This window comes from Bifidobacterium magnum, assembly GCF_000741255.1.
Lineage (GTDB): Bacteria > Actinomycetota > Actinomycetes > Actinomycetales > Bifidobacteriaceae > Bifidobacterium > Bifidobacterium magnum.
The window spans coordinates 356597-381074 of sequence record NZ_JGZB01000003.1 but is presented as its reverse complement, the minus strand read 5'-3'; the positions used below and the strand labels follow the sequence as shown (position 1 = coordinate 381074).

Here is a 24478-nt window from a genome sequence, read left to right as displayed (position 1 = left end):
CGCTACCGCTTTAGTGCATGCGGCGCACTTCACGGCCGGAAGCGAAATGGTCGAGCGCGCCCGTCTTCGCGATGGCGATGAACAAATACCACATGGCGAGGCCTGCGATCAGCGCGCCGGAGACCACGGTGGTCAGGAAGTAGACGATGCCGTAGCTGCCCGTGAAGCTGATGGCCTGCAGGTTCGTGAAGAAGGAGTAGCCCCAGCATGCCACGCCGCTCAGGGCACCCGACAGCATCATGATGCCGACGTTCCACACGCGGTAGAACACGAACACGAAAGCGAGTTCGGCGAACACGCCTTGGGTCAGGCCCATGAGAATCGTTTCCGCGCCGCCCCACGTGTTGCCGAGCAGGGATTCGAGCACGGCGGCCACGATTTCCGCGTAGATGGCGGCGCCGGGCTTGCGCACGATCACGGCCGCCAGCGGGCCGGCAAACAGCCACAATCCGTTGAAAATGCCGGCCAATCCGGGGACAATCGCCTCGAGCAGGCTCCAGGGCGCGTAGGTGGCGATGGCCACGGCCCAGTAGATAAGCGCGGATGCCACACCAATGACGGAAGCGACGGCAATATCTGCCACGCGCCATTTCATGGTGGGACGAACAACAGTGCGAGAATACGCCATAATCAGTGCCTTTCTAATCGCGCAGTCAATTTCGCGTAACTGTATAAGGCACGGGAAAATCGACGTCCGTGCGCCAGCATTGTCTGGAATCACGTTCTATCGGTTAAAGGGAATCCTTCTCTCAGCCGAACCGCCTTGGCGGACCAGCCCCCGTGTCGTTTTCCGAGTATAAAGGCCGTGGTTGACTATTCGGCCGAGTAGTCCGAAAGACGGTCGAGCAGGATCGCTTCGGCCACCGTATCCGCTTCCAGACCGGAAACGGACACGGATTCGTTCGGGCTGTGGGCGTTGGACTGCGGGTCTTCCGGTCCCGTCACGAGCACCTGCGCGTTCGGGAACAGCTTTTGCAATTCCGGAATGAACGGGATGGAGCCGCCCTGGCCCATGTTGACGGGATCCACGCCGAACGCCTCACGCATGGCGTCCAACGCGTCGCGCGTCACGGCGCTGTTGGGATCCATGGCCCAGCCCATGCCTTCTTCCAAGGGCGTGACCACGACTTCGGCGCCGAACGGCGCGTTCGCCTCGATATAGTCCTTAAGCGCCATCAACGCCTCGTGCGCGTCCTGTCCCGGAGCGGTACGCATGCTCAGGCGGAACGTGGTCTGCGGCGTCATGATGTTGAACGAATCCTTGACGGGCGTGGCGTCGAAACCGATCACCGTGATGCTCGGCTTGGTCCACAGGCGCGACGCGAGCGAACCCGTGCCGGCCAGCTTGTAGGAGTCGACAAGGCCCGTGTCCTTGCGCATGCCCGCTTCGTCCACGTCCTGCTGCAGGCCGCCGACAGGCTCCTGGGCGAGGACGCCCGGGACTGCCACGTCGCCGTGCTCGTCATACAGGGAGGCGATGATCATGGCGGCGAGCGTGTTCGCGTCGAGGATCGGGCCGCCGTACTGGCCCGAGTGCACGGCGTGGTTGAGCACCTTCACCGTCACGTCGCAGGTGGCGTTGCCGCGCAGGCTCGTCGTCAGCGACGGGATGTCAGGAGCCCAGTTGCCCGAATCGGCCACGATAATCACGTCGGCGTCGAATTCGTCACGGTGCTCGGTGATGAACGGGATGAAGCTCGGCGAGCCCATTTCCTCCTCGCCCTCGATGAACAGCTTGATGTTCACGTGAAGGTCGTCGCCCAGCGCCTTGAGCGTGCCGTAGTGGATGGCGATGCCGCCGCCATCGTCGCACGAGCCGCGGCCGAACAGGCGGTCGCCGACAATCGTGCCCGTAAACGGATCCGTATCCCATTCGGACGCATCCGGCACGGGCTGCACGTCATGGTGCGCGTACAGCAGGACGGTCGGCGCGGACTCGTCCACGATACGCGAGCCGACCACTTCCCAAGCTCCCGCCGAGCCATCGGGATTATGCGACTGGGCGACCTTGGCGTCCACGCCCACCTCGCGCATCATTTCGGCCACGAACTCGGCGGAACGCTTCATCTGGTCCCCCGCAATGCCGTCGGCGGAAATGGAACGCAACGCGATCTTCTTGTTGAGAAGATCGACAATCCCGTTCCACTCCTCGGCCACGCGCTCGCGGATCTGTTGCGTTGAAAGTGCCACAACCACTCCTATTCTTCTGTGATTCTTCCGTAACAATCTCTTCATGCGGCGCCGGGCGCGAAGCATGCCGCGCGCACGCCGCCGCGAGTACGTTGCAATTGTAGGCTTACCCACGCATTACCAATCTTTTACGGGCGTCGAGAGTTCCACGTACCCTAACGAAGCATGGCAGAGAATACGAATACGCAGCACGACAACGCTGAGACCGAGGGCAAGGGACGCCCGACCCCCAAGCGCAAGGAAGCACAATCGAAGAACCTGCGCCCGCTCGTTCCCCAAGACAGCAAGGAACAGCGCAAGCGCGACCGCGCACGCCAACGCGAACGCGAAAACGTGGAGTACGAGGCGATGCGCACGGGCGACATCAACAAGATGCCACGTTCCGAACGCCTCCCCTGGCGCGTATACATCCGCGACTATGTAGACTCCCGCTTCAACATCGGCGAGTACTTCATTCCCGTCGCCATCGTGATTCTTCTGGCCAGCGTGGTCGTGTCCGTGCTGGGCGCCAAGTACGCGGCGGCCGCCACGATTTCGCTCGTGCTCATGGTGATCATGTACATCTACCTGTTCGCCATTATCATCGACGTCGTCATCATGTGGCAGAAGCTCAAGAAGAAGCTTGTCGAAAAGTACGGCCCGGCGTCCGTCGCCCGCGGATCGCGTTCCGGCACGTACGCGTGGAGCCGCGCCATCCAGCTGCGCCGCTGGCGTTTGCCCAAGCCGCGTTACGCGAAGCGCTCGCAGTACAACAAGGAAGAATTCAAGTGAGGTGAATCTCACGCCAATAAAATGTAGCGGATCTGGAGCAATCCAGTCCGCCACATTTTTTATATCCGGTTACGGATTTTCCATCCGTTTTACGGAGCTATCCCGTTATTCCGCTTGCTTGGCCGCACGGTCCGCACGCATGCGGAACGCCGCGCACAGGCAGGCGAACGCGATAAGGAACACGATGAGCATGCAGCCGAAAATCCACGTGCCGCCACGCGTACTGGCCGCCACGAACGAGGGCTGGCCAAGGGAACCGTGGCCGGCCTGCGCGACCGCCATGATCGTGGAGAACAGCGTCATGCCCGCCGCGCCGCCGAACGGCATCACCGTGTTGAACACGGCGTTGCCGTCGGGAATGAAGGGTCCCGGGATGCCGGCCATGCCGCTTGTCATGATATTCGAGATGCACAGCGCGTAGCCCACGCCGAACAGGAAGAAGAACGCGGCCAGCGTGAACGGCGTCAGGTGGGCCGAGAATACGAACAGCAGCGCGATGCCCACGCTGCATACGCCCACGCCCAGCTGGTTGACGCCGAACAGAAGGCCCGCAAGCGCCACGACAACCATGACGAACTGCAGTCCGTTGAGCTCGGCGGCTTCCACGGGGCGCGTCTGGCGAATGTTCTTGAGTCCCAGCGGCAGCGAGATGGCGAGAATGATGACGGCCACAATGGCGAACACCCAGCGCCACGGGAACGCCGCGGCCACGGCGCCGCCCACGGTGGGGCCAATGGCTGGTGCCACGGTGATGACCAGCGAGCCGACGCCCATAAGTTTGCCGATTTTGGCGCGCGGCGACTGTTCAAGAATGATGTTCATCATCAGCGGCGTGGCGATGCCCGATCCCACGCCCTGCAGCACGCGCGCCACCAGCACGAGCCAGAACCGGAAGCTCACGAGCATGACGAGCGAGCCGATCGCCCCCGATGGATCCGATCAGGTATCCCGGCACGCGTCCGTCGGCCAGTTCGGACGGGGAACTCCCCCATTCGTCTTGAATATACGTTTCCTCTTCTTGCAGGCGTTCGTCGGCGCGAACGTCCTGTGATATTGTGTGCGACATTTCCTAAAGAAATCTTGATAGATTGCAGAAATACGGCCTCCGGAATTCCGGCAAGGCACGGCTTGGCGGGCGCGAAAAGCCCGTCACAACAGCGATTAAACGTAGCACTTTCGGTTGGACAATCGTCATATCGTTGCATATTTTTGCACTCCGTGGAGTTTTGGATCAGCATAAAAAATCGGCCCGGCATGCTCTGCATACCGGACCGGATTCATGCATTGGCGACTGCGCGCTTCCTGCGCCGCAACGTCACTGCTCGAGTTTCTTGATGACTTCCTCGCGGTTGACGTCCAGCGACGGCCACGTCATGTTGAAATTCATCATCGTGTTGCGCAACAGCTCGGACACGACCATGCGCGAGTACCAGCGGTGGTCGCTCGGGATCAGGTACCATGGCGCCCAGCTCGTGCTCGTCTTCTCAAACACGTCCTGCCACGCGGTCATGTAGTCGTCCCAGCGGGCGCGCGCCTCAAGGTCGCTCGGATCGAACTTCCAGAATTTGCGCGGGTCCTCGAGGCGGCCCAGGAAATGCTCCTTTTGCGCCTGCTTGCTGGATACCAGATAGAACTTGAGCACAGCGCATCCCGACGCCACCAGATTCTGCTCGAAGTCGTTGATTTCGTCATAGCGCCTCATCCACACGTCTTCGGGAAGCGTTCCGTACACGTGCGGCATCACGATGTCCTCATACTGGGAACGGTCGAAAATGGCGATCCAGCCCGGCTTGGGCAGCTCGTTGCGCACGCGCCACAGGTAGTCGTGCTGCTTGTCCTCTTCCGTAGGCGCGCCGAAACCGTGGTAATGGATGCCCATAGGGTTAACCTGACTGAACACGTGCTTGACGATGCCGCCCTTGCCCGAAGCGTCCATGCCTTGCAAAATGATAAGCACGCGGCGCATCGCCCCTCGCGTTCCGTTCGCGTACATCAGCTGCTGGTAACGCTCGATTTCCAGCGCGCTCAGGTCGAGGAACCGCTGGCACTCCTCTTTCGTGCCGTGGAATCCGGGAGTCGTTCCCGCGTCGATGTCGGTCAAGTGCGTCTCGTTCTTGCGGAAGATCAGACGTTGGGCCGGCGGCTGCGTGAAGACGGCGTTCAAATGCTCGCTGACCCTGGCCGCGGCCGTCATGCGGTCGACGACGTCGTCCATCGAATCGATACGCGCGATATGCTTCTCGACTTTTTTCAATTTTTTGCTGATATTCGGCTGCTTGCCGTGCTTGGTATCTTTATCCGTTGCCATGGGGCCGATTGTTGCGCCGTTGGCTGGGAATTCCATCAAAATGGCCGCATATTGTTCGCCGATATCGAAGAAAACGCGATCAAACGGGCGACAGGGGCCGCGCCACGGCCCACAGTCATAAAATATGCGTGGATATAAGGAAATATTTACGAATCCTCACCCAAATCGGAAGGAAACGGCCATTATGGAACTCAATGTCGATCTCGCCATTATCGGAGCCGGTCCAGGAGGCTACTCCACGGCATTGCGCGCCGCGGAACTGGGCGCGCACGTCACCCTTATCGAACGCGACGCCGTGGTGGGCGGCACCTGCCTGCAGCGCGGATGCATCCCCACCAAAACGCTGATCAGCGCCGTACGAACCATCGACGAAATGAATTACGGCCGCGAGGTCGGCATTGAAGCCCATCTCGACGCCATCGATTTCGGCAAACTGCGCGACCACCGTACGCATATCGTTGACGAAATGACGCACGGCCTGGAAGGATTGCTCGCCTCCCGCGGCATCCGCGTGTTCCGCGGCAACGCGGCGCTCCAGGCGGACGGAAGCGTACTCGTCACGCCTTCCGACGGAAGGGACGCCGTACAGGAAGGCAAAACGAGCGAAGATATGAAAGACGTGGACTCTTCACTCACCATCCATGCCACGGACGTGGTGCTCGCGCTTGGATCGCACCCCACGCCGCTTCCCGGAATCCCCTTCAACGGGGCCCTGATCGACTCCACGCAGGCACTTGCGCTCAATACGGTGCCCCACAACGCCGTAATCATCGGATCGGGTTCGATCGCGTTGGAATTCGCGTCACTGTTGAGCACGGCCGGATGTGAAACCACGCTGCTGATCCGCCACGACCATGTGCTCACTTATTCGGACCGGCGCAGCGCCATTGTGCTCAACCGCGAACTCAAGCGCCACGGTGTCAACATCATCACCGGCACGCAGGTCACGGGAGTCGACACGAGTGTGAATTTGGGAGCCACCGTGCACTATTCGACGGCGAATGAACAGGACGCCACCGTGCGCGGGGAGATCGTGCTCGCCGCCATCGGACGCATGCCGAACACCGATCAGGAATGGCTCAAGGGGCTGCCCATCACCATTGACGACCACGGTGTGGTGCAGACCGATCCGTACGGACGCACATCCATGGACCACGTGTGGGCGCTTGGCGACATTACGGCCGGACCGATGCTTGCCCACCACGCTTTCGAGCAGGGCTATGTGATCGCGGAAACCATTGCGGGACTCAACCCGCGCCCCGTCAACGAAATGACCGTGCCAAGCGTCATCTTCTCGAATCCGGAATTCGCGTCGGTCGGTGTCACCGCCCAGCAGGCCAAAACGGACTCCCGTTTCCTGAACGTCAAGGAAACGCTGTTCCCCGTGATGGCCAACGCGCGCATGCTTATGACGGGATCGGCCGGATCGATGTGCGTGGTCACGGGCGAATACGCGGACCAGCCGGGAACCGCATGCGTGATCGGCATGCATATCGTTTCGCCCGACGCAAGCGACCTGATCGCCGAGGGACAACAGTTGATCGCCAACCGCATTCCTTTGCACGACGCGGCAAGCAACATCCACGCCCACCCCACGTTGAGCGAGATGGTCGGCGAGGCGCTGCTCAAGGCGGACGGACGACCGTTCAACACGCGCTGAGCGACCTGGAGGAAGAGCCGCGCCGAACTTTTGTCAAGCGTTTTATCAAGGATTGAGAATCTTTGACATTCCTTCGCAACGGCGAGTGGCGCGTAAGTCCGCGTTCTTGGTAAAGTAATGGGCGTTAAGTCTATTGGTAAGCAAAGGAAATTCATGGCAACGAAGCAGGATAAGCCAAAAAAGCCGAAGAAGACCGGAATGATCAAGCAGATCATTCAAGTGTTCAAGTTCACGTACCGTGAAGACAAGGCGTTGCCATGGATTTGCGGCGGCCTGTTCGTACTGCCGATCATTGTCGGCATCATTCTCGGCATTTGCCTGCACTGGGGCGTGTTCGCATGGATCTGCTGGATGCTTGTGGCGATCATGCTGGGCCTGCTGCTGTTCACGTTCTCCCTTACGCGCCGCGCCGACAACGTCGGCTACCGCCAGCTTGAAGGCCGTCCGGGCGCCGCGGGCAGCGTGCTCTCGAACCTCAAGGGCAGCGGCTTCAGCTTCCCGCAGGAACCGCTGTGGGTGGATCCGCGCACGCAGGACGTGATCTGGTACGGCACGAGCTACAACGGCATCTACCTGGTGGGCGAAGGCGACTACAGCCGCGTCAACAACGCCATGAACCGCCTCGAGAAGCGCATCAAGAATATCACCGCCGGCTCCCACATTCCGGTTTTCCGTATCCTCGTGGGCGACGGCCCCAAGCAGGTGCGTCTGCGCGACCTGCGCCGCAAGGTGCTGGGCATGAAGGCCTACACGCCTACCGAGCACAAGAACGGCCTGGCCAAGAAGATCCATCCGCGCCGCCGCTTCATGATGACGCGCCCGCAGCTGACCACGCTCAACGATCGTCTGCGCACGCTGCAGCTCAAGAGCGCCATGAGCGCGCCGAAGGGCATGGATCCGAACCACGCGCCACGCGTATCGCGTCGCGCCATGCGCGGCCGCTGATGCGCTGATATCGCAACTGACACTGCAAACCTCTTAAAGCGGGACCGGTACCGGCAGGTACTTGCCCCGCTTTTGTCATATCAGGTGACCATTGTCCAATTTTTGAACCGAACATTACGCGCTTCCCCAAGCGGCCAAAATCATCAAAACGCTGAAAATCCGCGGTTTTTACGGGATGCAACCACCCCAGACGAAACATAGTCGTAACTCTGATAACAAGTAAATGAAATCCTGCCTCCTATGCTGTTATCCCGTAAGCAACTTTTGAAAGGAGCGGACCCGTGGCAGAACTCAAGACCAAAGAAGACGCGCAGGCCCTCATTAACGCCGAAGGTATCGAGTATGTTTCCGTACGCTTTACCGATTTGATTGGCGTGCAGCAGCATTTCACTGTCCCGGCTAGCGAATTCCTCAAGGACGCATTCGATGAAGGCATGCCGTTCGACGGTTCTTCCATCGAAGGCTTCCAGGCGATCAACGAGTCCGACATGAAGCTGGTTCCGGATATCGAAACCGCATACGTCGACCCGTTCCGCAAGCACAAGACGCTCAATGTCGCGTTCTCCATCGTCGACCCGCTCACCGACGAGCCTTATTCGCGCGATCCGCGCCAGGTGGCGGCCAAGGCCGAAGCCTACCTGAAGTCCACGGGCATCGCCGACACGGCTTCCTTCGCTCCTGAGGCGGAATTCTTCATCTTCGACAAGGTGCGCTTCGAAAACAGCATGCAGCGCTCCTTCTACGAGGTGGACTCCATCGAAGCCCCATGGAACTCCGGCCTCGACGTGGAAGAGGACGGCACCCTGAACATCGGTTTCAAGAACCGCGTCAAGCGCGGCTACTTCCCGGTTCCGCCGGCTGACCACACGCAGGATCTGCGTGACGACATGGTCGCCAACCTGCAGAAGGTCGGCCTCATCCTCGAGCGCGCCCACCACGAAGTCGGCGGCGCAGGCCAGCAGGAAATCAACTACCGCTTCAACTCGCTGCAGCACGCTGGCGACGATCTGATGAAGTACAAGTACGTGGTCCACGAGACGGCCGCCATGGCCGGCAAGGCCGCGACCTTCATGCCGAAGCCGATCGCAGGCGACAACGGCACGGGCATGCACTGCCACCAGTCCCTGTGGAAGGACGGCAAGCCGCTGTTCTACGACGAGAAGAACTACGGCGGTCTGTCCGACATGGCCCGCTGGTACATCGGTGGCCTGATCAAGCACTCCTCTTCGGTGCTCGCCTTCACGAACCCGTCGCTGAACTCCTATCACCGCCTGGTCCCGGGCTTCGAAGCTCCGGTCAACCTCGTGTACTCGGCACGCAACCGTTCCGCCGCCATCCGTATTCCGCTGGCCGGAACCTCCCCTGCCGCCAAGCGCATCGAGTTCCGCGCCCCGGATCCGAGCTGCAACCCGTTCCTCGCGTTCTCGGCACAGCTCATGGCAGGCCTCGACGGCATCATGAACCACATTGAGCCGCCGGCACCGATCGACAAGGATCTGTACGAGCTTCCTCCGGAGGAGCACGCAGGAATCAAGCAGGTTCCGAGCTCGCTGGCCGAAGCGCTCGACGCCCTCGAGCAGGACAACGACTTCCTGACCGCCGGCGACGTGTTCACCCCGGACCTCATCGAGACGTGGATCGACATGAAGCGCGGCGAGATCGACATGGCTCGCCTGCAGCCGACGCCGCTTGAGTACGAGCTCTACTTCCACATTTAAGCTCCGGCTTCGCTAAACCCTTGGAATTCCTCAAAAACGTTGGAATTCCAAGGGTTTTCGCATTTCTGAGATTAACTGGTTTTAACGTAAAACAGCCTGTTTTTTGAAAAAATGTGGGCAGCATGTGGGCAAAATGTGTCCAAAATGTGTCCAAAAATCATGAGTAAAGCGGCGCGATGGCCTCGATCTCCGATCAATCAGGAATCGGATCAAGATGGTCTAAAACGGGCGCCACATTCACCTGACGAATCTCTTCGACGGTTTGGTATCGCGCCATTCCCGTATTGACATCCACCACGATGAACCGAAGGACACCCACGCAACCACCTTCTATGCAACCTTCGGGAAGAAAGTTGTACACCAGCAATCCGTTATGGATACCTTCGGGCTTACCAATGCGATCACCGTGGCGCTCCGCAAAATCCTTCGCTGCCCGGTCCAGGTCTTTTCGCGGTTTCATGGCATTCACCTTTCCATGTCTAACAAGCAGTTGTGCTAAACCCTTGGGATTCCTTAAAAACCATGGAATGCTGTACCATCTGAGGTACAGTCGCGCCATAAATCTGTTCGTCTAACTCACGGCTTCTGGCGTTTCCGTACCGCCCACGGTACGATACCTACCAAATTTCCGGTCAAACCACGTTCCATTAGTCCAGGATGTCACAGAGGAACTAAAACCCTCGATTTCGCCATAATCATCTTCCCTATCGCAAAGTACGTGGGAATTGCAAAAAATAAGAGGGCGAGCGACTCCCATATCCCGGAACTAAATTTATAAGTTCTTATAGTGGTGGCTACGGAACAGCCGCCACAAAGGATGCCTGAGGATATCTTTGATACGCCGCATGTAATGTTCTCTCGCCGTAGTTCAATGCCCGTAGGTATCCCTCAACCTTTGAGCGTCCGGATATTCCTCCTTGGGACGCCCGTAGTAGATGCACCAGCCGAGCCACCGGTACAAGTCCTCGTCTGGAATGATCGGATCATACTCGTTAATAATCTGATCATGCTCGTTGAGGAAATAAGACGGGCGATGGAACATCGCGTGGAAACACTGGGCTAAACTGTTGAGCTTACGCTGCATAGGACCTTCATGGCGGCCTTCCTCAAGAAATTGCTCAAAGTCGCATGATAATGGACTTGCAGTCCTTCCACGTTCATGTCGCCTCCCGATCTGCCACTCACCGCATTGCTTCAATCATAAGCTCGTCATGCGTGACCAGCACGAGCGCGCCCGGATACGCGTACAACATGGCGGCGAGCGCCCGTTTCGAGGACAGGTCGAGATGGTTGGTCGGCTCGTCGAGTATAAGGATTTGCGGTTTTTGTACCAGGCCGAGGGCGAGCATGAGTTTGCGGCATTCGCCCGGGGACAGTTCCCCTCCTTCGAGTACCGCGTGCACGTTGCCGTTTTGCGCGACGAAATATCCTAGCGCTTCCTGCCGGTCCGTTCCGTCCAATTGTGCCAGTTGATCGAGCAGGTGTTGCGGGTCGTCCGCGTTCTGCTCAATGACAAGGCGTGGAATGTCCGGGTCCAGCGTATTCATGAGCGCGTTTACGAGCGTCGTTTTGCCCGATCCGTTGGGTCCTGTGACGAGTATACGGTCGCGTGGTCCGACACTGATGCCCGGGATGGCGAGCATCGCCGATTTGCCGCCATTCTCGCCTATGCGGATGTGCTCCCCTTCCATCTTTGCGCCATATGCGGCTTCCCTATCGTCGGTATCCCCGGAATATGCACCGTTCTCGAAGGAAATTGTGCCTGGTTCGAGATGCATGAGTTCATGGCGTTTGCTGGGTTCGACGGTGAAGTTCACGACGCCGCCGCGCCGTTTGGTTTCCGTGACGAAGCCTTCCTGCGCTTGCCGTGCGGCGGCGATACGTCCCTCGAGCCTGGCGACATTGCGGCTGACTCCCGCGTCGAGACCACCTTTGGCGAGTTTCTTGCGTTTGGAGGCGTCATGGTCGTGCCGGTCGGGCACGCGCATGCTGGCGGCCGCCGCCCGCCTGGTCTTTTCCCTGCGTTGAACGCGTTCGGCAACCAGCCGTTTCGTTTCCGATTTGGCTTGGGCGAGTTGGCGTTGCGCCGTCATGTCCCGTTCATCGACTTGCCGTTCTATGTCTTCCCACGATCCTTCATGCAAATCCATGACCGTATGGTTGCCCGTATCGTCATGGACACGGTGCAGCAGGTAGCTGCGTGACGCGAGCCGGTCGATTACGGCAATGTCGTGCGTGATCACGATGCCGATTCCGGGAAACTCCCGCAATACGTCAATCAGGCGTCCCGTGTGGGCATGTCGAGATGGTTGGTGGGTTCGTCCGCCACGAGTATGTCCGGTTCAAGGGCGAGCGCGCAACCGGGAGCCGCTCGCCGTTCCGGCATCAGGTTCCAGCGTATGCGCGGCGAGCGCCGCCAACGTGGTCTTCCCGATGCCGTTGTCGCCGAGCAGCGCCGTCCAGCCTTGCGGGAAAGTGGCGGAAATGTTGCGGAATACGGGTTGCGCGGCGCCGTCATATGTTACGGACACGTCCCGCAAGGTGATGAACATCGCTTCCGCCTTCCGCAATCGGTCATAGTGAATCTGTACCGCTACTCTCATTATGCCGTTGCGGATACATTCCCGCCATACTCTCTTGCTCGTTTTTACTCGACTTCCGTCCTCCTGTGGCCGCCACGGCGATGGCGCCGGCTATCAGTACAACGCCGAGGCCGCCCAATATCCATACGCCCAGATGGTCGACATTGACGCTCCACATCCAGCCGAACGGATACTGCACCGCCACCCATATGCCCACGGCCCCTACCACGAGCATGAAGACGGCCAGCACGATCGTTCCCGCGCTCGCGCCTGTCGGACGGATCATGTGTGGCTGGTGCGGTTGCGGCGGCACCTGGTAGACGGGCACGGTCTGGACGGGCGGCATCCGTTCCGTCTCGATATGCTCTTCGACAATCCTTATCGTCTCGGTCTCCTCATGGTCGTGGCCGGAATGGTTGTCGGAATCGTTATGGTTCATGCGATTCATAGTGTTAGCGTTCATGTCGTTCATGGTCATTACTCGCCTTCATCCGTATCGTTGTATTCTTCGTCATACTCCATGTATCCGTTGTCGGGGCCCAGGACGCCAAGCGCGCCCGCGCCGGGAACATCGGATCTCGGGAATCCTTCAATCTGTATGGCGACCGAGGCGCGTGACAGCGCGGGTACCGCGATCGTCAGCTCGCCATGTTCGGTGGCCTTGGAGGACTGCGCCGCACAAGGCCAGAGTTTCCCGTCCTTTACCGCCTTGCCCATGGCGCTATTGTTGGCGCCGCCGTCCATATGCACGGCCCCGTCGTCATCCACGCGTATTCCCTTGCACAATGCCCGCGTGTAGGAGTCAGATCCCACATTCCATGCGGTTGACCCGTCCGAACCCCAATGCAGGCTCAGTCCCGGCAGGCTCAGCGCCATGCTGCCCGAGTCGCCATTGGACACCACCGAGGTCTGGCCGTCGGCCGAATACGCCGCGTCAATGCCGCGCGAGCCGACCGAGTCGACGACAATGTCCTCGTTGATGCCACCCAGCTTCGAGAATTCCGCCGAGCATCCTTCAGGCAATGTGACCACCACTTGCGTATTGACGGCCGCCATATTGACGGTGCCCGCGGGGCAGGTTGACTGGATGCGCGAACCGTCACGCGCCACCACTTCGTGTTTCAGCGTGTCCAGTTTGGTCAAGTCCACATTGATGGAGCTCCGGTCATATCCGTCTCCCGTAAACGTGACGCCGTGTTCCAGCTGACGCATGCCGGCGCGGTTTACTATCCAATGTTCGTCTCCCCTCACAGGACGTTCCGTGTAGTTCGCCACGCGCACGTCCATGTCCACACGCGCATAGCCGATGCCCCAGCAAGTGATGGTCACCACAAGAGAAGAGACCATGACGACCCATATGAACGGATGGAGACCGCCGGCGCGCCGTCCCATACACCCGAGGACGAGCAATATGACGCCCAGCACGCAGCAGCACAGTGCCAACGCGAGTGTCCATCCGCGCAAGACGCCCATGTCGCTCCACTGCTCGCCAATAATGGTGGCCGCGGCGCCGGCCACGCACATGAGACCCACGGCGAGCAGTACCACAATCGGGCCGGCCGGCTTGCGGCGTTCACGAACGGTTTGCGGCTGGCGTGGGCGCATATAGCCTTGCGGTGCTGGGGACGGCGCCTGCGGTTGTGGTTGGGATTGAGCCCGCACTTGCGACTGCGCTTGCTCCGGGAACGACGGAGCGGGATCGTCCTGGTTCTGCTGCGCATATGCCGCGCCATCCGGTTGGGCCACCGGCTGCTGCGCATACGCCTGCACGGAAGGCGCTCCCGCCGTCTTTGGGGGTTCCGCGGGCTCCATAAGGTTCACGCCGCGCTGCACCAACAGGTAGAACAGCAGCATTGCCACCAGCAGGCCGCCCACATTGATACGCCATGTCGCGCCGAAAAAGAAGAACGACCCGGGGAACAACGCCAGCAGCACGCAGATGCCCACGCCAATGAACTGCCAGTCCCAGTGGCCGCTGGTCATTTCCTCAAGCAGGATCGCGTTGTCGCTTTCGTCGGGCAACAATAGCCATCCCAATGCGTAGAACACGAGTCCGAGGCCTCCGATTATAGCCGTTATGACCATAAGAACGCGTACCAGCGTGACGCTCCACCCCAGTTCGCGCGCCACCGCGCCGCACACGCCCGCCACCCAGCGGTCGCGCGGTCGTGCCAATCCGCTCGAGCGGATCCAGGAAAAGAATTTTGAAGGTTCGTCCGCATTGCCTTGCGGCGGGATTGTTGTATTGTTCATGTTCCCATTGCACCATGCCGTTCGCGTTTCGGGGGTCGGGGAACACCCTGTTTTCTCCCTGATTTTCCTGTCCGTCCCCAAGCCAGTCCCCTACGTGGAATCCCAACTGTCCGTAGCGGCGCCGGATCCAACATCCCTGACCATAATGGCGGATCCGTGAACGCCATGCTATTCAATGCTCGGCAAACCTGCAAGAATATGACCATGACTTCCAGCCAGCCCACCACTTGGCGCCCCGACCCGCGTACCGCCGCGCGCCTGCCGTTGTTGCGCCCGCGCAAACGGCGCCTTATCGCGGGCGTATGCCGCGGCGTCTCCCTGCATCTTGGCGTGCATGTGGCGTGGGTGCGCCTGATTGCGGTTGCATTGTGCGCATGCTATGGGGCCGGCGCGCTCGGCTATGTGCTGTTATGGGTGCTGGTTCCCGTAGGCGATCCCATTGCGGCTGCGCAGGCCACGGCGAAACCCGGCTCCATTCCCGACTATACGGGGCTAGCCGATTCCGGGGACGCCGGCCACGAGTCCCGTTCTTCGAACACTCCTGCGGACATGTTGCGCCATGCGTCCAAACCGGGCATTATCGCCGCCATCGGCATCATATGCCTCATGGTGGCGGCACTGCTCCAGTCGGCCGGAAACAATGTGGTTCCCATGTTATGCGTAGCGCTTGCGCTGGCCGGGGTCGCGATCCCGTGGATACGGTTCCGCCAGACGGGCGGCCAGTTCGCGGCCACGGCCATAGGCATGGCGCTGGTATTTGCGGCCTACGCGCTTGTCATGGTCGAGTCGGCGCTCACCACGGGAACCGTTTCCTTGCCGCGCAGCGTAGTCACCGGCTTGGCGCTCGTACTCTGTGTGGGGGCGGCCGTCATTCCGTGGGTCTCCTCCCTCGTGCGCGACGTGGGCGAGGAACGCGCGCTCAAGGAACGCGAGGAGGAACGCGCCGACATGACGGCGCATCTGCATGATGGTGTGCTCCAGACGCTGGCGCTGATCCAGACGCATCCGCAGGACGCGGGATACGTGGCATCCCTGGCGCGTTCGCAGGAGCGCGAGCTGCGCAACTGGCTGTACCAGGAACATGTGGCCTCCGACCGGTCGGTCAGCGCAGGCATCCGCGTGGTGGCCGGCCAAGTGGAAGACGCCCACGGTGTGGCCGTGGACGTGGTCACTGTTGGCGACGCGCGCCCCAGCGAACAGACCGACGCGCTACTGGATGCGGCCATGCAGGCCATCGTCAACGCCGTAACACACGGCAGGCCGCCCGTCACCGTATATTGCGAGGCCGGCGAGCGCCTGGTCGAGATCGACGTGCGCGACCATGGCGACGGTTTCGATCCGGACCGTATTCCCGAGGGCCGGCTCGGTATCCGCGAGTCGATCATGGGGCGGGTGCGGCGCCGTGGCGGCGACGTGGAGATCGTGTCGCGCCCCGGTTGGGGCACGGAAGTGCGCATGACGATGCCGACCGGCAATGGGGACGCCACTAATCGGGAACAGGACGAGCGTGACAGGAGGACGACATGACGAACGCACAGGATAAGCCAGATACGCGCGCCATTCGTGTGGCGATTGTGGACGATCATGAGATGTTCCGGGCGGGCGTGATCGCCACTTTGCAGCCCGCGTTCACGATCGTGGGACAGGCGGGCGACGTGGATTCGTCGGTCGCCATGATCGTGCAAACCAAACCGGACGTGGTGCTGCTCGACGTGCATGTTCCGGGCGGCGAGGGAGGTGGCGGTACGGAAATCCTCGCCAAATCGGCGCCCTACGCGCCGGACACGGCGTTCCTGGCCCTGTCTGTGTCCGATTCGGCGCAGGATGTGGGCGCCGTTATCCGGGCCGGCGCGCGCGGATATGTGACGAAAACGATCAACGCGGCGGATTTGACGGCGGCCATCCATCAGGTAAGCGAGGGATACGCCGTATTTTCGCCGAAACTGGCCGGATTCGTGCTTTCCGCATTCCAGGGAGTGCCGCTGGAAGACAGCGGTACGCAAGCGCGCGCCGACGAGGAACTCAACCGGCTTTCGGCGCGCGAGCAGGAAGTCATGCGGCTGATCGCGCGCGGATACACGTACCGCGAGGTGGCGGCGGAACTGTTCATATCCGTCAAAACCGTCGAAACGCACATGAGCGCCGTATTGCGCAAACTGCAATTGTCGAACCGGTCGGAGCTGACGCGCTGGGCCGCGGTACGGCGCATCGTCTAGGCGCCAGCCAGACACGACCGACGCCCGTGCGCCGCGGCACCGGCGCTTCCCGCGCCGCTTGGCCCAATTCGCGCCTGCCACTACAATGTCCTGCGGAAGAACAAGCCCGTTGAAGCTCGCCCGGAGAGAGGAACACGCAGTTCATGGCCAAGCTCTACTTCAAATATGGTGCGGTAGGCGCCTCAAAAACCGCCAATGCGCTTATGGTGCGCTACAACTATATTGAACGCGGCAAGCGCCCCGTCATGCTCAAACCACGCATGGAAAGCCGCGACGGCGAGCATACGATCCGTTCGCGCATCGGACTTGAAGCGGAATGCGATTTTGTTGAGGATTTCCTCGCCGACATGGAACATCGCACGCCCGACACCATCGATTTCGACGTGGTGATTGTGGACGAGGCGCAGTTCCTGTCCGCGGACCAGATCGACGCGCTGGCCAAAATCGTGGACGATTACGACATTTCGGTCATCTGTTACGGACTGCGCACCGACTTCCAGGGAGAAGGGTTCGAGGGCGCCACGCGCCTGCTGCTCACCGCGGACAAAATCGAAAACATCAAAACGGTCTGCTGGTGCGGACGCGCCGCCTGTTTCAACGCACGCCTCGATGAACAGGGACATATTGTGCACAAGGGCGACAAAATTCTTTTTGGCGGCACAGGCACCTATATTTCGCTGTGCCGCAAACACTACTATTCCGGCATCACTTCCGGACCGGCCGCAACATTGGATGAGATTACCGCATGAACCATATTGAAGAACAGCTCTTCTACCGCCTTACGAAAGTCATCGATCCCGAACTCGGCAAATCGATTACCGACCTCGGCATGATCACGGGCATCCACACGTCCCCGCGCGACGGTGAACCGAACACTTTCGACGTGGACATCACCGTGGAGCTGACCGTTCCCGGCTGCCCGCTGTCGGAAACGATCACGCGCCAGATCGACGCGGCCGTGGAATCCTATGCGGACGCCACACTTATCCCCCACATCACCGTGGGCTCGATGGGCAAGGAGAAACTCGACAACCTCGTCGCCCAGCTCAAGGCGGAACGCCACCAGAACCCGTTCAACAAGCCGGGCGTCAAAACGCGCATTTTCGCGATCGCCTCGGGCAAGGGCGGTGTCGGCAAATCCTCGATCACGGCGAACCTCGCGGCCACGTTCGCGGCCTTGGGCTACGACACGGCGGCCATTGACGCCGACATTTACGGGTTCTCGCTGCCGCGCCTGTTCGGCGTGCACGAGCAGCCCGTCAACCTCAACGGCATGCTTATGCCCGCCATGAACTGGGGCGTCAAACTCATGTCGATCGGCATGTTCGCGGGTTCCGACCGTGCGATCTTGTGGCGCGGCCCGCGCTTGCAGCGCTCGCTTGAACAGTTCCTCGCGGACGTGTGGTGGGGAGAGCCGGACGTGCTGCTGCTCGACTTGGCCCCCGGTACGGGAGACATGGCCATTTCCGTGGCGCAGGCGCTGCCCAACACGGAGCTCGTAGTGGTGACCACGCCGCAGATTTCCGCCTCGGATATCGCCGTGCGATCGGGACTGGTCGCATTGCAGATGCCCATGACAGTGCGCGGCGTGGTGGAAAACATGAGCTGGTACGAGCACAACGGCGAACGGTTGGAAATTTTCGGCGCCGGCGGCGGCGAACGCGTGTCCGAACAGTTGACGCGCGACCTGCACTACGATGTACCGCTGCTCGCCCAGCTGCCGCTCGACCCGGAAATTCGCGAAACGGGCGAAGCGGGACGTCCCGCCGTGCTTGACGCGGCGGGACAGTTGAGGATCGACGAATTCGGCCAGTCCTTTACTCGTCTTGCCCAGGAGCTGATACGTCGCCCGTGACCGGGCCCGTAACGGCACCCGTTTCCAGCAGTTCCTTGAACTGGTCCTCGTTGAGCATCGGAATGCCGAGTTCCTCGGCCTTGGCGGCCTTGGAACCGGCGTTCGCGCCCACAACCACCCAATCCGTCTTCTTGCTGACGGATCCGGCTGCCTTGCCGCCACGTTCCACAATGGCTTCCTTGGCCGAATCGCGGCTGTAGTTCTCCAGAGAACCCGTCACCACCACCGTTTTGCCGGCCAGCGTCTGTTCGAGCTCGTGCACGGGTTCGGCGTGACGCCCTACTCCGGCGGCCTTCCACGCGGCAAGAATGCCGCCATGCCAGCTCTCGAGATCGTCGGCGGAGGCGAACCAGTCCACCACCGCTTGCGCGATTTCCTCGCCAATGCCGTCAATCTGCGTAAGGTCTTCCACGCTCGCATGCGCGATCGCGTCCAACGACGGGAACCGCTTGGCGATAAGCCGCGCCGTCGGCAGCCCCAGATGGCGGATCGAGAGCGCCACGAGCACGCGCTCCAGCGGCGCGGTGCGCGCCTTGTCGAGCTCTTCGATCAGGGAACGTGTGGTTTCCGTGGGCGCCACGTACACGGGCCGCACCGTACGGGAACCGTCACGCGCGGTTTTGACCTCCTCGCGGATGACAAGCGCGTCGGCCGGCACCGTGTACTGCGGATACTCGCGCGCATAGTCGCGGGCGCGCCCCATGGCGTTCTCCTCGCCGATTTGGGCGGCCGTCACCTGCTCGTAAGCCTCGTCAAGGCGTCGCTCCGTGGCATTTTGCGCCGCGAGCGCCTCAAGTTCCTTCTTGCTTTTCTTTTTGGCCTCCACGGGATTGGTCCAGAACGCCGGCACCTGGTGCCACAGGCCCGAGCCGCCAAGACGCTTGCGCACGGGCTTTTTCTTGCCGTTCGCGTCGGTGACCGTCTGGAGTTCAATGATGGGCGCCTCGCGCCATACTTGCACGTCCTTGAGCTTGGGCGCGGTCAGGGCGAACACGTCCGCTTCGCTGGTGAGCACGGGGCGCTGCGGCTCGGGCAGTTCGAGGCCGGCCGCGGGCTTGTAGGGAGCGGGCTCCTCCCCCGGTCCCACCACGATTTCACGGATGTCGGGAGCGTAGGAGTCCGTGTCGTCGGGACGGTTGTCCTCGGGGTTCGTGAGCGCGATGGCGCTTTGCTCTCCCAAATGTTCAATGTCGAACGCCTTGCGCGACGCCAAATTGATAATGCGTTCGCTCAACTGCGCGGGGCAATATTCCGAATTCGGGCAGCGCAGGTCCTTGTCGCCTTCCTTGGCGGGCTTGAGCAGCGCGCCGCAGGATGGGCAATGCGTGGGCATGACGAACTCGCGCAACTGGTCTTCGCGTCCCTTGCGGCGCTCCAGCACGGGCCCCACCAGTTCGGGGATCACGTCGCCGGCTTTGCGCACCACCACGGTGTCGCCGATCAGGATGCCTTTGCGCTGTACCTCGTATCCGTTGTGCAAGGTGGTGCGCGCCACGGTGGACCCGGCCACGTAGACGGGCTGGAGCACGGCCACTGGCGTGATGCGTCCCGTGCGGCCGACCTGGACCACAATGTTGCGCAACAGCGTGTTGACTTCCTCTGGCGGATACTTGTAGGCGATGGCCCAGCGAGGAGCCCTTGACGTGGCGCCGAGCGCGCGCTGGAGCGCCAGATCGTCCACTTTGACCACAATGCCGTCCAGCGCGTGCTCGATGTCGCCGCGATGCTGACCGTAGTAGTCGATCATGTCGAGGATTTCGCTGAAATCCGACACCTTGCGGTTGTGCGGGGAAACGGGGATGCCCCAGCGCTTATACAGGTCGTAGGCTTGCGACTGGTCGTCCACCACGTCGACGGCGTCCACGGGTTTGCCGTCCCCCCATTCCAGCATGCCGATGCCGTGCGCGTAGAAGCTTAGCGGGCGCGAGGCCGTCACGCGCGGATCTTTCTGGCGCAGCGAGCCCGCGGCGGCGTTGCGCGGGTTGGCGAACGGCGCCTTGCCCTCGGCCTCGTTGCGTTCGTTGAGCGCCTTGAAATCGTCCCAGCGCATGAACACTTCGCCACGGATTTCCACGAGGTGCGGAATGTCTCCTTCGGGGCCGGCCAGCCGCGAAGGAATCGAACCGATCGTGCGCACGTTGAGCGTAATGTCCTCGCCCGTGACGCCGTCGCCACGCGTCAGGCCCTGCTCGAGCACGCCGTCGCGATAGATGAGGTTCAACGCCAGACCGTCGATTTTCACTTCGCAAGTCATCGGCAGGCCTTTGCCGTCCGGCCAGTGCAGATCCTTGCGCACTCCCTCGTACCATGCGCGCAGTTCCTCAATCGAGAACACGTCGTCGAGGCTCATCATGCGCGAGGGGTGGCGCACGGAAGCGAACTCGTTCGAGAAGGTACCGCCCACGCGGTGGGTGGGAGACTGTGGCGTGTCGAGTTGCGGGAACGCCGCTTCCAAAGCCTGCAGGAACCGCATGCGCGCATCATAGGCGGCGTCCGAAGACACGGGCGCGTCTTCCAGATAGTAGGCGATCTGGTCGGATTCGACCCAGGCGGCCACCTTGGTCCACAGTTTCATGGCGGCCTGTGCGTCAAGGGCCGCCACATCCACCTCGTCCAGTTCCATGGCGTCGTGGTCCGTGGGCTCGAGCGCGGCGATCCACGCGTCGCTGCCCACGGGCTCCTGCGCGGCGAAGTCGAACGCCATCTGTTGTTCACTCATGTCAATCCCCTTCCTTGCGGCCGGTTGCGCCACTGCTTGTAATGCGGCTTGTAATGCGGCGCCGGCCTGTTACTGCTGGTTCGCGCCCTCGGGTCCCATCAGGGAACGCAACAACTGGTCGTGCACGAAATCCACGCCATTGCCCGACGTGTTGCCCAAGCGGGCGGACGCCACCACAAGCGTGCGAGCCGGCACGAACAGTCCCTCGTTGACGGACATGCGCGCGGCCTCATGCACGATATGCGAAATTTCGGGTACGGGCCAGATCGGAATGTCATGGCGCGCCAGCACCTGCACGGCCTCGTCCATCGTGCGCGGATAGGGCACGCATTGCGACTGGGCTCGCCCGATAAGCTCCTGCAGCTCGTTTTGCAATGACGGGATGGGCGCCGGGGAAATGTCGGCGGCCATCATGTAGGAAGCGATGGCCACATCGAATTCGTCGCGCATCCACAGGGCTTGCGCCAGTCGGTAGTAGGCGAAGGACGCGTCCTTGCCGTCAAGCGAGACGCGCAGCGCGTTGAGGCAGGCTGCGCGCGCCGAATCCCAATCCTCCGTGCGCGCGAATTGCACGGCCAGCTTCAGATGCGAGAGCGGATACGCGGGCGCGTAGGAGACCATGGTGTTCAAGTGCGCGAGCGCCGCCTGCGGTCCCTTGGTTTGCGCCAACAGGTCGGCGAGTTCGAAATGGGCGTGGAACAGGTTGTCGGGAATCAGCGTGATGCGCTCGTCGGGCGTGGCGAACACGCGGTTGTACACCACGCGCTCGGCATACGAGTTGAAATAGCGCGGCACTCCCGCGGCCCGGTAGGTGTCGTCCAGCGACTGGATGGCGTCCTGCGCGGTTTGGATCGCCTGGTCGACCTGGCCCGAGAACAGCAGTTCGCGCGCCTTGACGCGTTCGTCGTCCAAATGCGAGCCCAACGTGAACGACAGGTCCGGAGTGTCGTCGCCGTCGATCAACGCGCTGGTCACTTCGGAGGCCATCATGTTGAGTTCGGGGTCGTTGATCAGGTCGATCAGCGCCATCGCGCGATGGGCCTTGTCCGCCGAAGACATGTCGTCGCGCAGTGCGAGGCTGTGGAATTCGCGTACGGCGCCTGTCAGCAGGTCGTCACGCTGGATACTCAGGTTGAGCACGTTGCGCGCGCCGAACACCGCGGCGGCCTCCCCTTCCAGCGGACGGTTGTCCATTTCCGGTTTGCGTTGCGCGTTCGCCGGGGAGAACTGGCCGTCGTTGATGTCGAAGGACGCGGTGATCGGCAGGAATCCCTGGTCCGCGTCGATGTTCATGACGGCACCGAACTTGACCATCGTTTCCAGCGGATGGGCCAGTCCGTCCTCGCGAAGGCGGCGCAGGAACGAGTCGCGTTCGAGACGCACGGTCATCATGCTGCGCGGGTGGATCATGTCGGGCAGCGCGTCTTGCGGGCCGCCCGCGAACGTGTCGTCCAGATTGTCGGTGCTCAGGACGGTTTCGTCGATATCTACGCCGTCCATAAGCGCCTCGAACTCGCTGTCCACATGGTCCTGGTTCACGTCGCGGTCGCCGGCCGCCAGATCGTCGCCCGGCACGGGAAGCGCGTGCGCGTCGGACGGGTCGCCGTGGTAGTCGCCGTCCTTCGAATCGGCCATGCTGATCGCGTCCGCGTCGAAGCGCAGCTGGTCCACGTCGCGGATCATCTCATTGGCCATGCGCTTGATCGCGTCGTCCTGTTCGGCGACGGCCTCTTCCAATCCGATCGAGCCCATGTCGATCGACAATGTGCGCATGTTCGGGTCGGCGCCGAACGCGAGCGCCGCCAGGATGATGGCCACGCGCAGGTTGTAACGCACGCTGAGCGTGGCGCGTTCATGGTCGCTCAGGGTTTCCCAGCCGTGCGTTGCGTCGCTGTATTGCGTTTGCGGCATCATGTCCATGCCGGCGGTCATGAATTCGAGCGCCGCGTTGCCGGCTTCCACGTTGCAGCGGAAATCCGCTTCGAAGCGGTATGGGAGGCGCAGGCGCCGAATCAGCGTGCTCAGCGAATAGCGGTAGAGCCATTCGCCGGGCTTATGCGCGTCCATGTGTTCGCGCTTGGCCAGTTCGCGCGTCACGTCTCCCGCCACGGACACGAGGTCGTTGACGGCCTTGTACCCGTCGCCGTCCAGCAGGTTTTCCAAAGCGTTGAATGTTTGGGAACCGTCGTCGAACGCGAGCAGCGCGGGATTGTCGAGCAGCATGCGGTCGATTTGGGCGGCCTGCGCGCGCGTGACGGTGTCCTCGATGGGCTGTTTGCCGGCGAGCGCGTTGTGTTCGAGCCATGCGCTCACGTTGGCGAAGCGGTTGATGGCGTTTTCGATTTTGAGTACGGCAAGCGCCGCGTCCACGGGCATGGGCCGGTCGATGGACAGGAAGTAGGTGTGCGAGTAGCTGGACGCCCACAGGTGCGAGGGTTCGGCGCCGTGTTCGGCTTCGAGGCCGTCCACGGTGGTGAGGGCTCCGCACTGGCCCATGAGGTCGGCGAAGTAGTCTTCCAGCCCCGACGTGCGCAGGCCGTGCGACCGCGCTTCCAGCGTGTCCTGCACGCTGCGGCGGATGGCGCCGAGCGGCGCTTCCCGGTTGAGGCGGCGGAAGATGTTGCCCGATCCGAATCCCGTGAGCAGCCCTTGGGCTTGGGGCATGATGTATCCGGCGAAGAAGGCCATGGCCATCGCGTCGCGGTATTCGAGTCCGATGCGCAAGTGTTCGGGCAACGGCATGCGCATCTGTTCAAGCGTGTATTTGTTCTTGGCCTTGAGCCAAGAGGCGATCCACATCATCGTGCCGTCTGCTCCGCGTACGCTGATGCTGCCGCGGATGACGCGCAGCTTGCGTCCGGAGTTCTGGGGCGCGTGGCCGAAGCGCGGCCCGTCGGGAAGTTCGAGTTTGCCGTCCATCGTGAAAATGAGGCGCGCTTCGCTGGTGTACGGGTCCACGGTTTCGCTATTGCCCACGAACACGCGGCCGTTGCCGTCGGCGAACGCGATGGGCACGAAATGGTTCGTGTCGAGGAACACGCCCAGCGAGAATCCCTGTTGCTGGGCGGAGGGCAGTTGGGCCCATCCGAAACGGATGTCCGAGCCTGCGGGCATCAGGTCGAGCTCATGGCGTTTGACGAGCGGATGCAGGGTGACTTGTTTGTCCGCGCCGAGCGCGTCCATGAATTTTTGCATGCTTTTCGACGAGGCGTCCTTGTTGCGCGCGTGTTTCTTGAAAAAAGTCACCATGCCCTCTAATGT

At 61.5% G+C, this 24478-nt stretch carries 19 protein-coding genes and 1 pseudogene; 8 read left to right on the top strand and 12 right to left on the bottom strand.

The features are described 5' to 3' along the window. Positions 1-10: 10 nt before the first annotated feature. The gene (locus BMAGN_RS03580) at positions 11-628 is read right to left on the bottom strand and encodes an ECF transporter S component (protein WP_022859339.1); all 618 of its coding nucleotides are present in this window, start codon (positions 626-628) and stop codon (positions 11-13) included. Positions 629-813: 185 nt separating this feature from the next. Beyond that, positions 814-2235, bottom strand: coding sequence for a dipeptidase (locus BMAGN_RS03575; RefSeq protein WP_081640845.1), 1422 nt, complete (start codon positions 2233-2235; stop codon positions 814-816). A 120-nt stretch (positions 2236-2355) separates the two neighbouring features. On the opposite strand from BMAGN_RS03575, the gene BMAGN_RS03570 reads away from it, so the two are divergent. Next, a complete protein-coding gene (locus BMAGN_RS03570) occupies positions 2356-2961 on the top strand; it encodes a DUF3043 domain-containing protein (protein ID WP_022859337.1) in 606 nt (201 codons plus the stop codon). A gap of 207 nt (positions 2962-3168) precedes the next feature. Here BMAGN_RS03570 and BMAGN_RS03565 read toward each other — a convergent pair. Further along, a pseudogene (locus BMAGN_RS03565) lies at positions 3169-3882 on the bottom strand (MFS transporter); the annotation flags it as partial. Between the two features lie 394 nt (positions 3883-4276). Further along, a complete protein-coding gene (locus BMAGN_RS03560; RefSeq protein ID WP_022859335.1) occupies positions 4277-5269 on the bottom strand; it encodes a PPK2 family polyphosphate kinase in 993 nt (330 codons plus the stop codon). 184 nt (positions 5270-5453) lie between these two features. On the opposite strand from BMAGN_RS03560, the gene BMAGN_RS03555 reads away from it, so the two are divergent. The 3 genes from BMAGN_RS03555 to glnA all read left to right on the top strand — a co-directional run bounded on the left by BMAGN_RS03555 (position 5454) and on the right by glnA (position 9592). Next, a complete protein-coding gene (locus BMAGN_RS03555) occupies positions 5454-6929 on the top strand; it encodes a dihydrolipoyl dehydrogenase family protein (RefSeq protein WP_022859334.1) in 1476 nt (491 codons plus the stop codon). 153 nt (positions 6930-7082) lie between these two features. After that, positions 7083-7874 (top strand): DUF4191 domain-containing protein, encoded by a 792-nt coding sequence (locus BMAGN_RS03550; protein WP_022859333.1) that lies wholly within the window; start codon positions 7083-7085, stop codon positions 7872-7874. Between the two features lie 281 nt (positions 7875-8155). Then, a complete protein-coding gene (gene glnA / locus BMAGN_RS03545) occupies positions 8156-9592 on the top strand; it encodes a type I glutamate--ammonia ligase (RefSeq protein WP_022859332.1) in 1437 nt (478 codons plus the stop codon). 193 nt (positions 9593-9785) lie between these two features. Here the strand turns inward: glnA and BMAGN_RS03540 are convergent, their stop codons facing one another. The 6 genes from BMAGN_RS03540 to BMAGN_RS03515 all read right to left on the bottom strand — a co-directional run bounded on the left by BMAGN_RS03540 (position 9786) and on the right by BMAGN_RS03515 (position 14427). Next, entirely contained in the window at positions 9786-10052 is a 267-nt protein-coding gene (locus BMAGN_RS03540) for a hypothetical protein (RefSeq protein ID WP_022859331.1), read from the bottom strand. A gap of 408 nt (positions 10053-10460) precedes the next feature. Continuing rightward, on the bottom strand, positions 10461-10676 hold the full coding sequence (locus BMAGN_RS03535; protein WP_034250312.1) for a hypothetical protein: 216 nt from the start codon (positions 10674-10676) through the stop codon (positions 10461-10463). A 97-nt stretch (positions 10677-10773) separates the two neighbouring features. After that, complete coding sequence (locus BMAGN_RS03530; RefSeq protein WP_156095723.1) at positions 10774-11835, bottom strand: ATP-binding cassette domain-containing protein; 1062 nt, start codon at positions 11833-11835, stop codon at positions 10774-10776. Between the two features lie 99 nt (positions 11836-11934). Further along, positions 11935-12144, bottom strand: coding sequence for an ATP-binding cassette domain-containing protein (locus BMAGN_RS03525; protein WP_022859328.1), 210 nt, complete (start codon positions 12142-12144; stop codon positions 11935-11937). A gap of 22 nt (positions 12145-12166) precedes the next feature. Beyond that, positions 12167-12637, bottom strand: coding sequence for a hypothetical protein (locus tag BMAGN_RS03520; protein ID WP_155802525.1), 471 nt, complete (start codon positions 12635-12637; stop codon positions 12167-12169). 14 nt (positions 12638-12651) lie between these two features. Further along, on the bottom strand, positions 12652-14427 hold the full coding sequence (locus BMAGN_RS03515) for a PspC domain-containing protein (protein WP_022859326.1): 1776 nt from the start codon (positions 14425-14427) through the stop codon (positions 12652-12654). 204 nt (positions 14428-14631) lie between these two features. On the opposite strand from BMAGN_RS03515, the gene BMAGN_RS03510 reads away from it, so the two are divergent. The 4 genes from BMAGN_RS03510 to BMAGN_RS03495 all read left to right on the top strand — a co-directional run bounded on the left by BMAGN_RS03510 (position 14632) and on the right by BMAGN_RS03495 (position 18498). Next, entirely contained in the window at positions 14632-15954 is a 1323-nt protein-coding gene (locus tag BMAGN_RS03510; RefSeq protein ID WP_051126607.1) for an ATP-binding protein, read from the top strand. After that, positions 15951-16643: a LuxR C-terminal-related transcriptional regulator gene (locus BMAGN_RS03505; protein ID WP_022859324.1), complete on the top strand. Its 693-nt coding sequence runs from the start codon at positions 15951-15953 to the stop codon at positions 16641-16643. Before BMAGN_RS03510 ends, BMAGN_RS03505 begins: the two co-directional genes overlap by 4 nt. A gap of 143 nt (positions 16644-16786) precedes the next feature. Then, complete coding sequence (locus tag BMAGN_RS03500) at positions 16787-17392, top strand: thymidine kinase (RefSeq protein ID WP_022859323.1); 606 nt, start codon at positions 16787-16789, stop codon at positions 17390-17392. Next, entirely contained in the window at positions 17389-18498 is a 1110-nt protein-coding gene (locus BMAGN_RS03495; RefSeq protein ID WP_022859322.1) for an Mrp/NBP35 family ATP-binding protein, read from the top strand. The genes BMAGN_RS03500 and BMAGN_RS03495 overlap by 4 nt, the downstream gene beginning before the upstream one ends. Here the strand turns inward: BMAGN_RS03495 and ligA are convergent. Both ligA and BMAGN_RS03485 read right to left on the bottom strand, forming a co-directional pair. Continuing rightward, entirely contained in the window at positions 18461-21217 is a 2757-nt protein-coding gene (gene ligA, locus BMAGN_RS03490; protein ID WP_022859321.1) for an NAD-dependent DNA ligase LigA, read from the bottom strand. The genes BMAGN_RS03495 and ligA overlap by 38 nt on opposite strands. 69 nt (positions 21218-21286) lie before the next feature. Continuing rightward, complete coding sequence (locus tag BMAGN_RS03485; RefSeq protein WP_051126593.1) at positions 21287-24466, bottom strand: tetratricopeptide repeat protein; 3180 nt, start codon at positions 24464-24466, stop codon at positions 21287-21289. Positions 24467-24478: the final 12 nt, after the last annotated feature.

Bases quoted from the DNA above. Each gene is read 5' to 3' on its own strand.
- BMAGN_RS03580 (WP_022859339.1), bottom strand. From the start codon at position 628: ATGGCGTATTCTCGCACTGTTGTTCGTCCCACCATGAAATGGCGCGTG.
- BMAGN_RS03575 (WP_081640845.1), bottom strand. From the start codon at position 2,235: ATGAAGAGATTGTTACGGAAGAATCACAGAAGAATAGGAGTGGTTGTG.
- BMAGN_RS03570 (WP_022859337.1), top strand. From the start codon at position 2,356: ATGGCAGAGAATACGAATACGCAGCACGACAACGCTGAGACCGAGGGC.
- BMAGN_RS03560 (WP_022859335.1), bottom strand. From the start codon at position 5,269: ATGGCAACGGATAAAGATACCAAGCACGGCAAGCAGCCGAATATCAGC.
- BMAGN_RS03555 (WP_022859334.1), top strand. From the start codon at position 5,454: ATGGAACTCAATGTCGATCTCGCCATTATCGGAGCCGGTCCAGGAGGC.
- BMAGN_RS03550 (WP_022859333.1), top strand. From the start codon at position 7,083: ATGGCAACGAAGCAGGATAAGCCAAAAAAGCCGAAGAAGACCGGAATG.
- BMAGN_RS03540 (WP_022859331.1), bottom strand. From the start codon at position 10,052: ATGAAACCGCGAAAAGACCTGGACCGGGCAGCGAAGGATTTTGCGGAG.
- BMAGN_RS03535 (WP_034250312.1), bottom strand. From the start codon at position 10,676: ATGCAGCGTAAGCTCAACAGTTTAGCCCAGTGTTTCCACGCGATGTTC.
- BMAGN_RS03525 (WP_022859328.1), bottom strand. From the start codon at position 12,144: ATGTTCATCACCTTGCGGGACGTGTCCGTAACATATGACGGCGCCGCG.
- BMAGN_RS03520 (WP_155802525.1), bottom strand. From the start codon at position 12,637: ATGAACGCTAACACTATGAATCGCATGAACCATAACGATTCCGACAAC.
- BMAGN_RS03515 (WP_022859326.1), bottom strand. From the start codon at position 14,427: ATGAACAATACAACAATCCCGCCGCAAGGCAATGCGGACGAACCTTCA.
- BMAGN_RS03510 (WP_051126607.1), top strand. From the start codon at position 14,632: ATGACTTCCAGCCAGCCCACCACTTGGCGCCCCGACCCGCGTACCGCC.
- BMAGN_RS03505 (WP_022859324.1), top strand. From the start codon at position 15,951: ATGACGAACGCACAGGATAAGCCAGATACGCGCGCCATTCGTGTGGCG.
- BMAGN_RS03500 (WP_022859323.1), top strand. From the start codon at position 16,787: ATGGCCAAGCTCTACTTCAAATATGGTGCGGTAGGCGCCTCAAAAACC.
- BMAGN_RS03495 (WP_022859322.1), top strand. From the start codon at position 17,389: ATGAACCATATTGAAGAACAGCTCTTCTACCGCCTTACGAAAGTCATC.
- ligA (WP_022859321.1), bottom strand. From the start codon at position 21,217: ATGAGTGAACAACAGATGGCGTTCGACTTCGCCGCGCAGGAGCCCGTG.
- BMAGN_RS03485 (WP_051126593.1), bottom strand. From the start codon at position 24,466: ATGGTGACTTTTTTCAAGAAACACGCGCGCAACAAGGACGCCTCGTCG.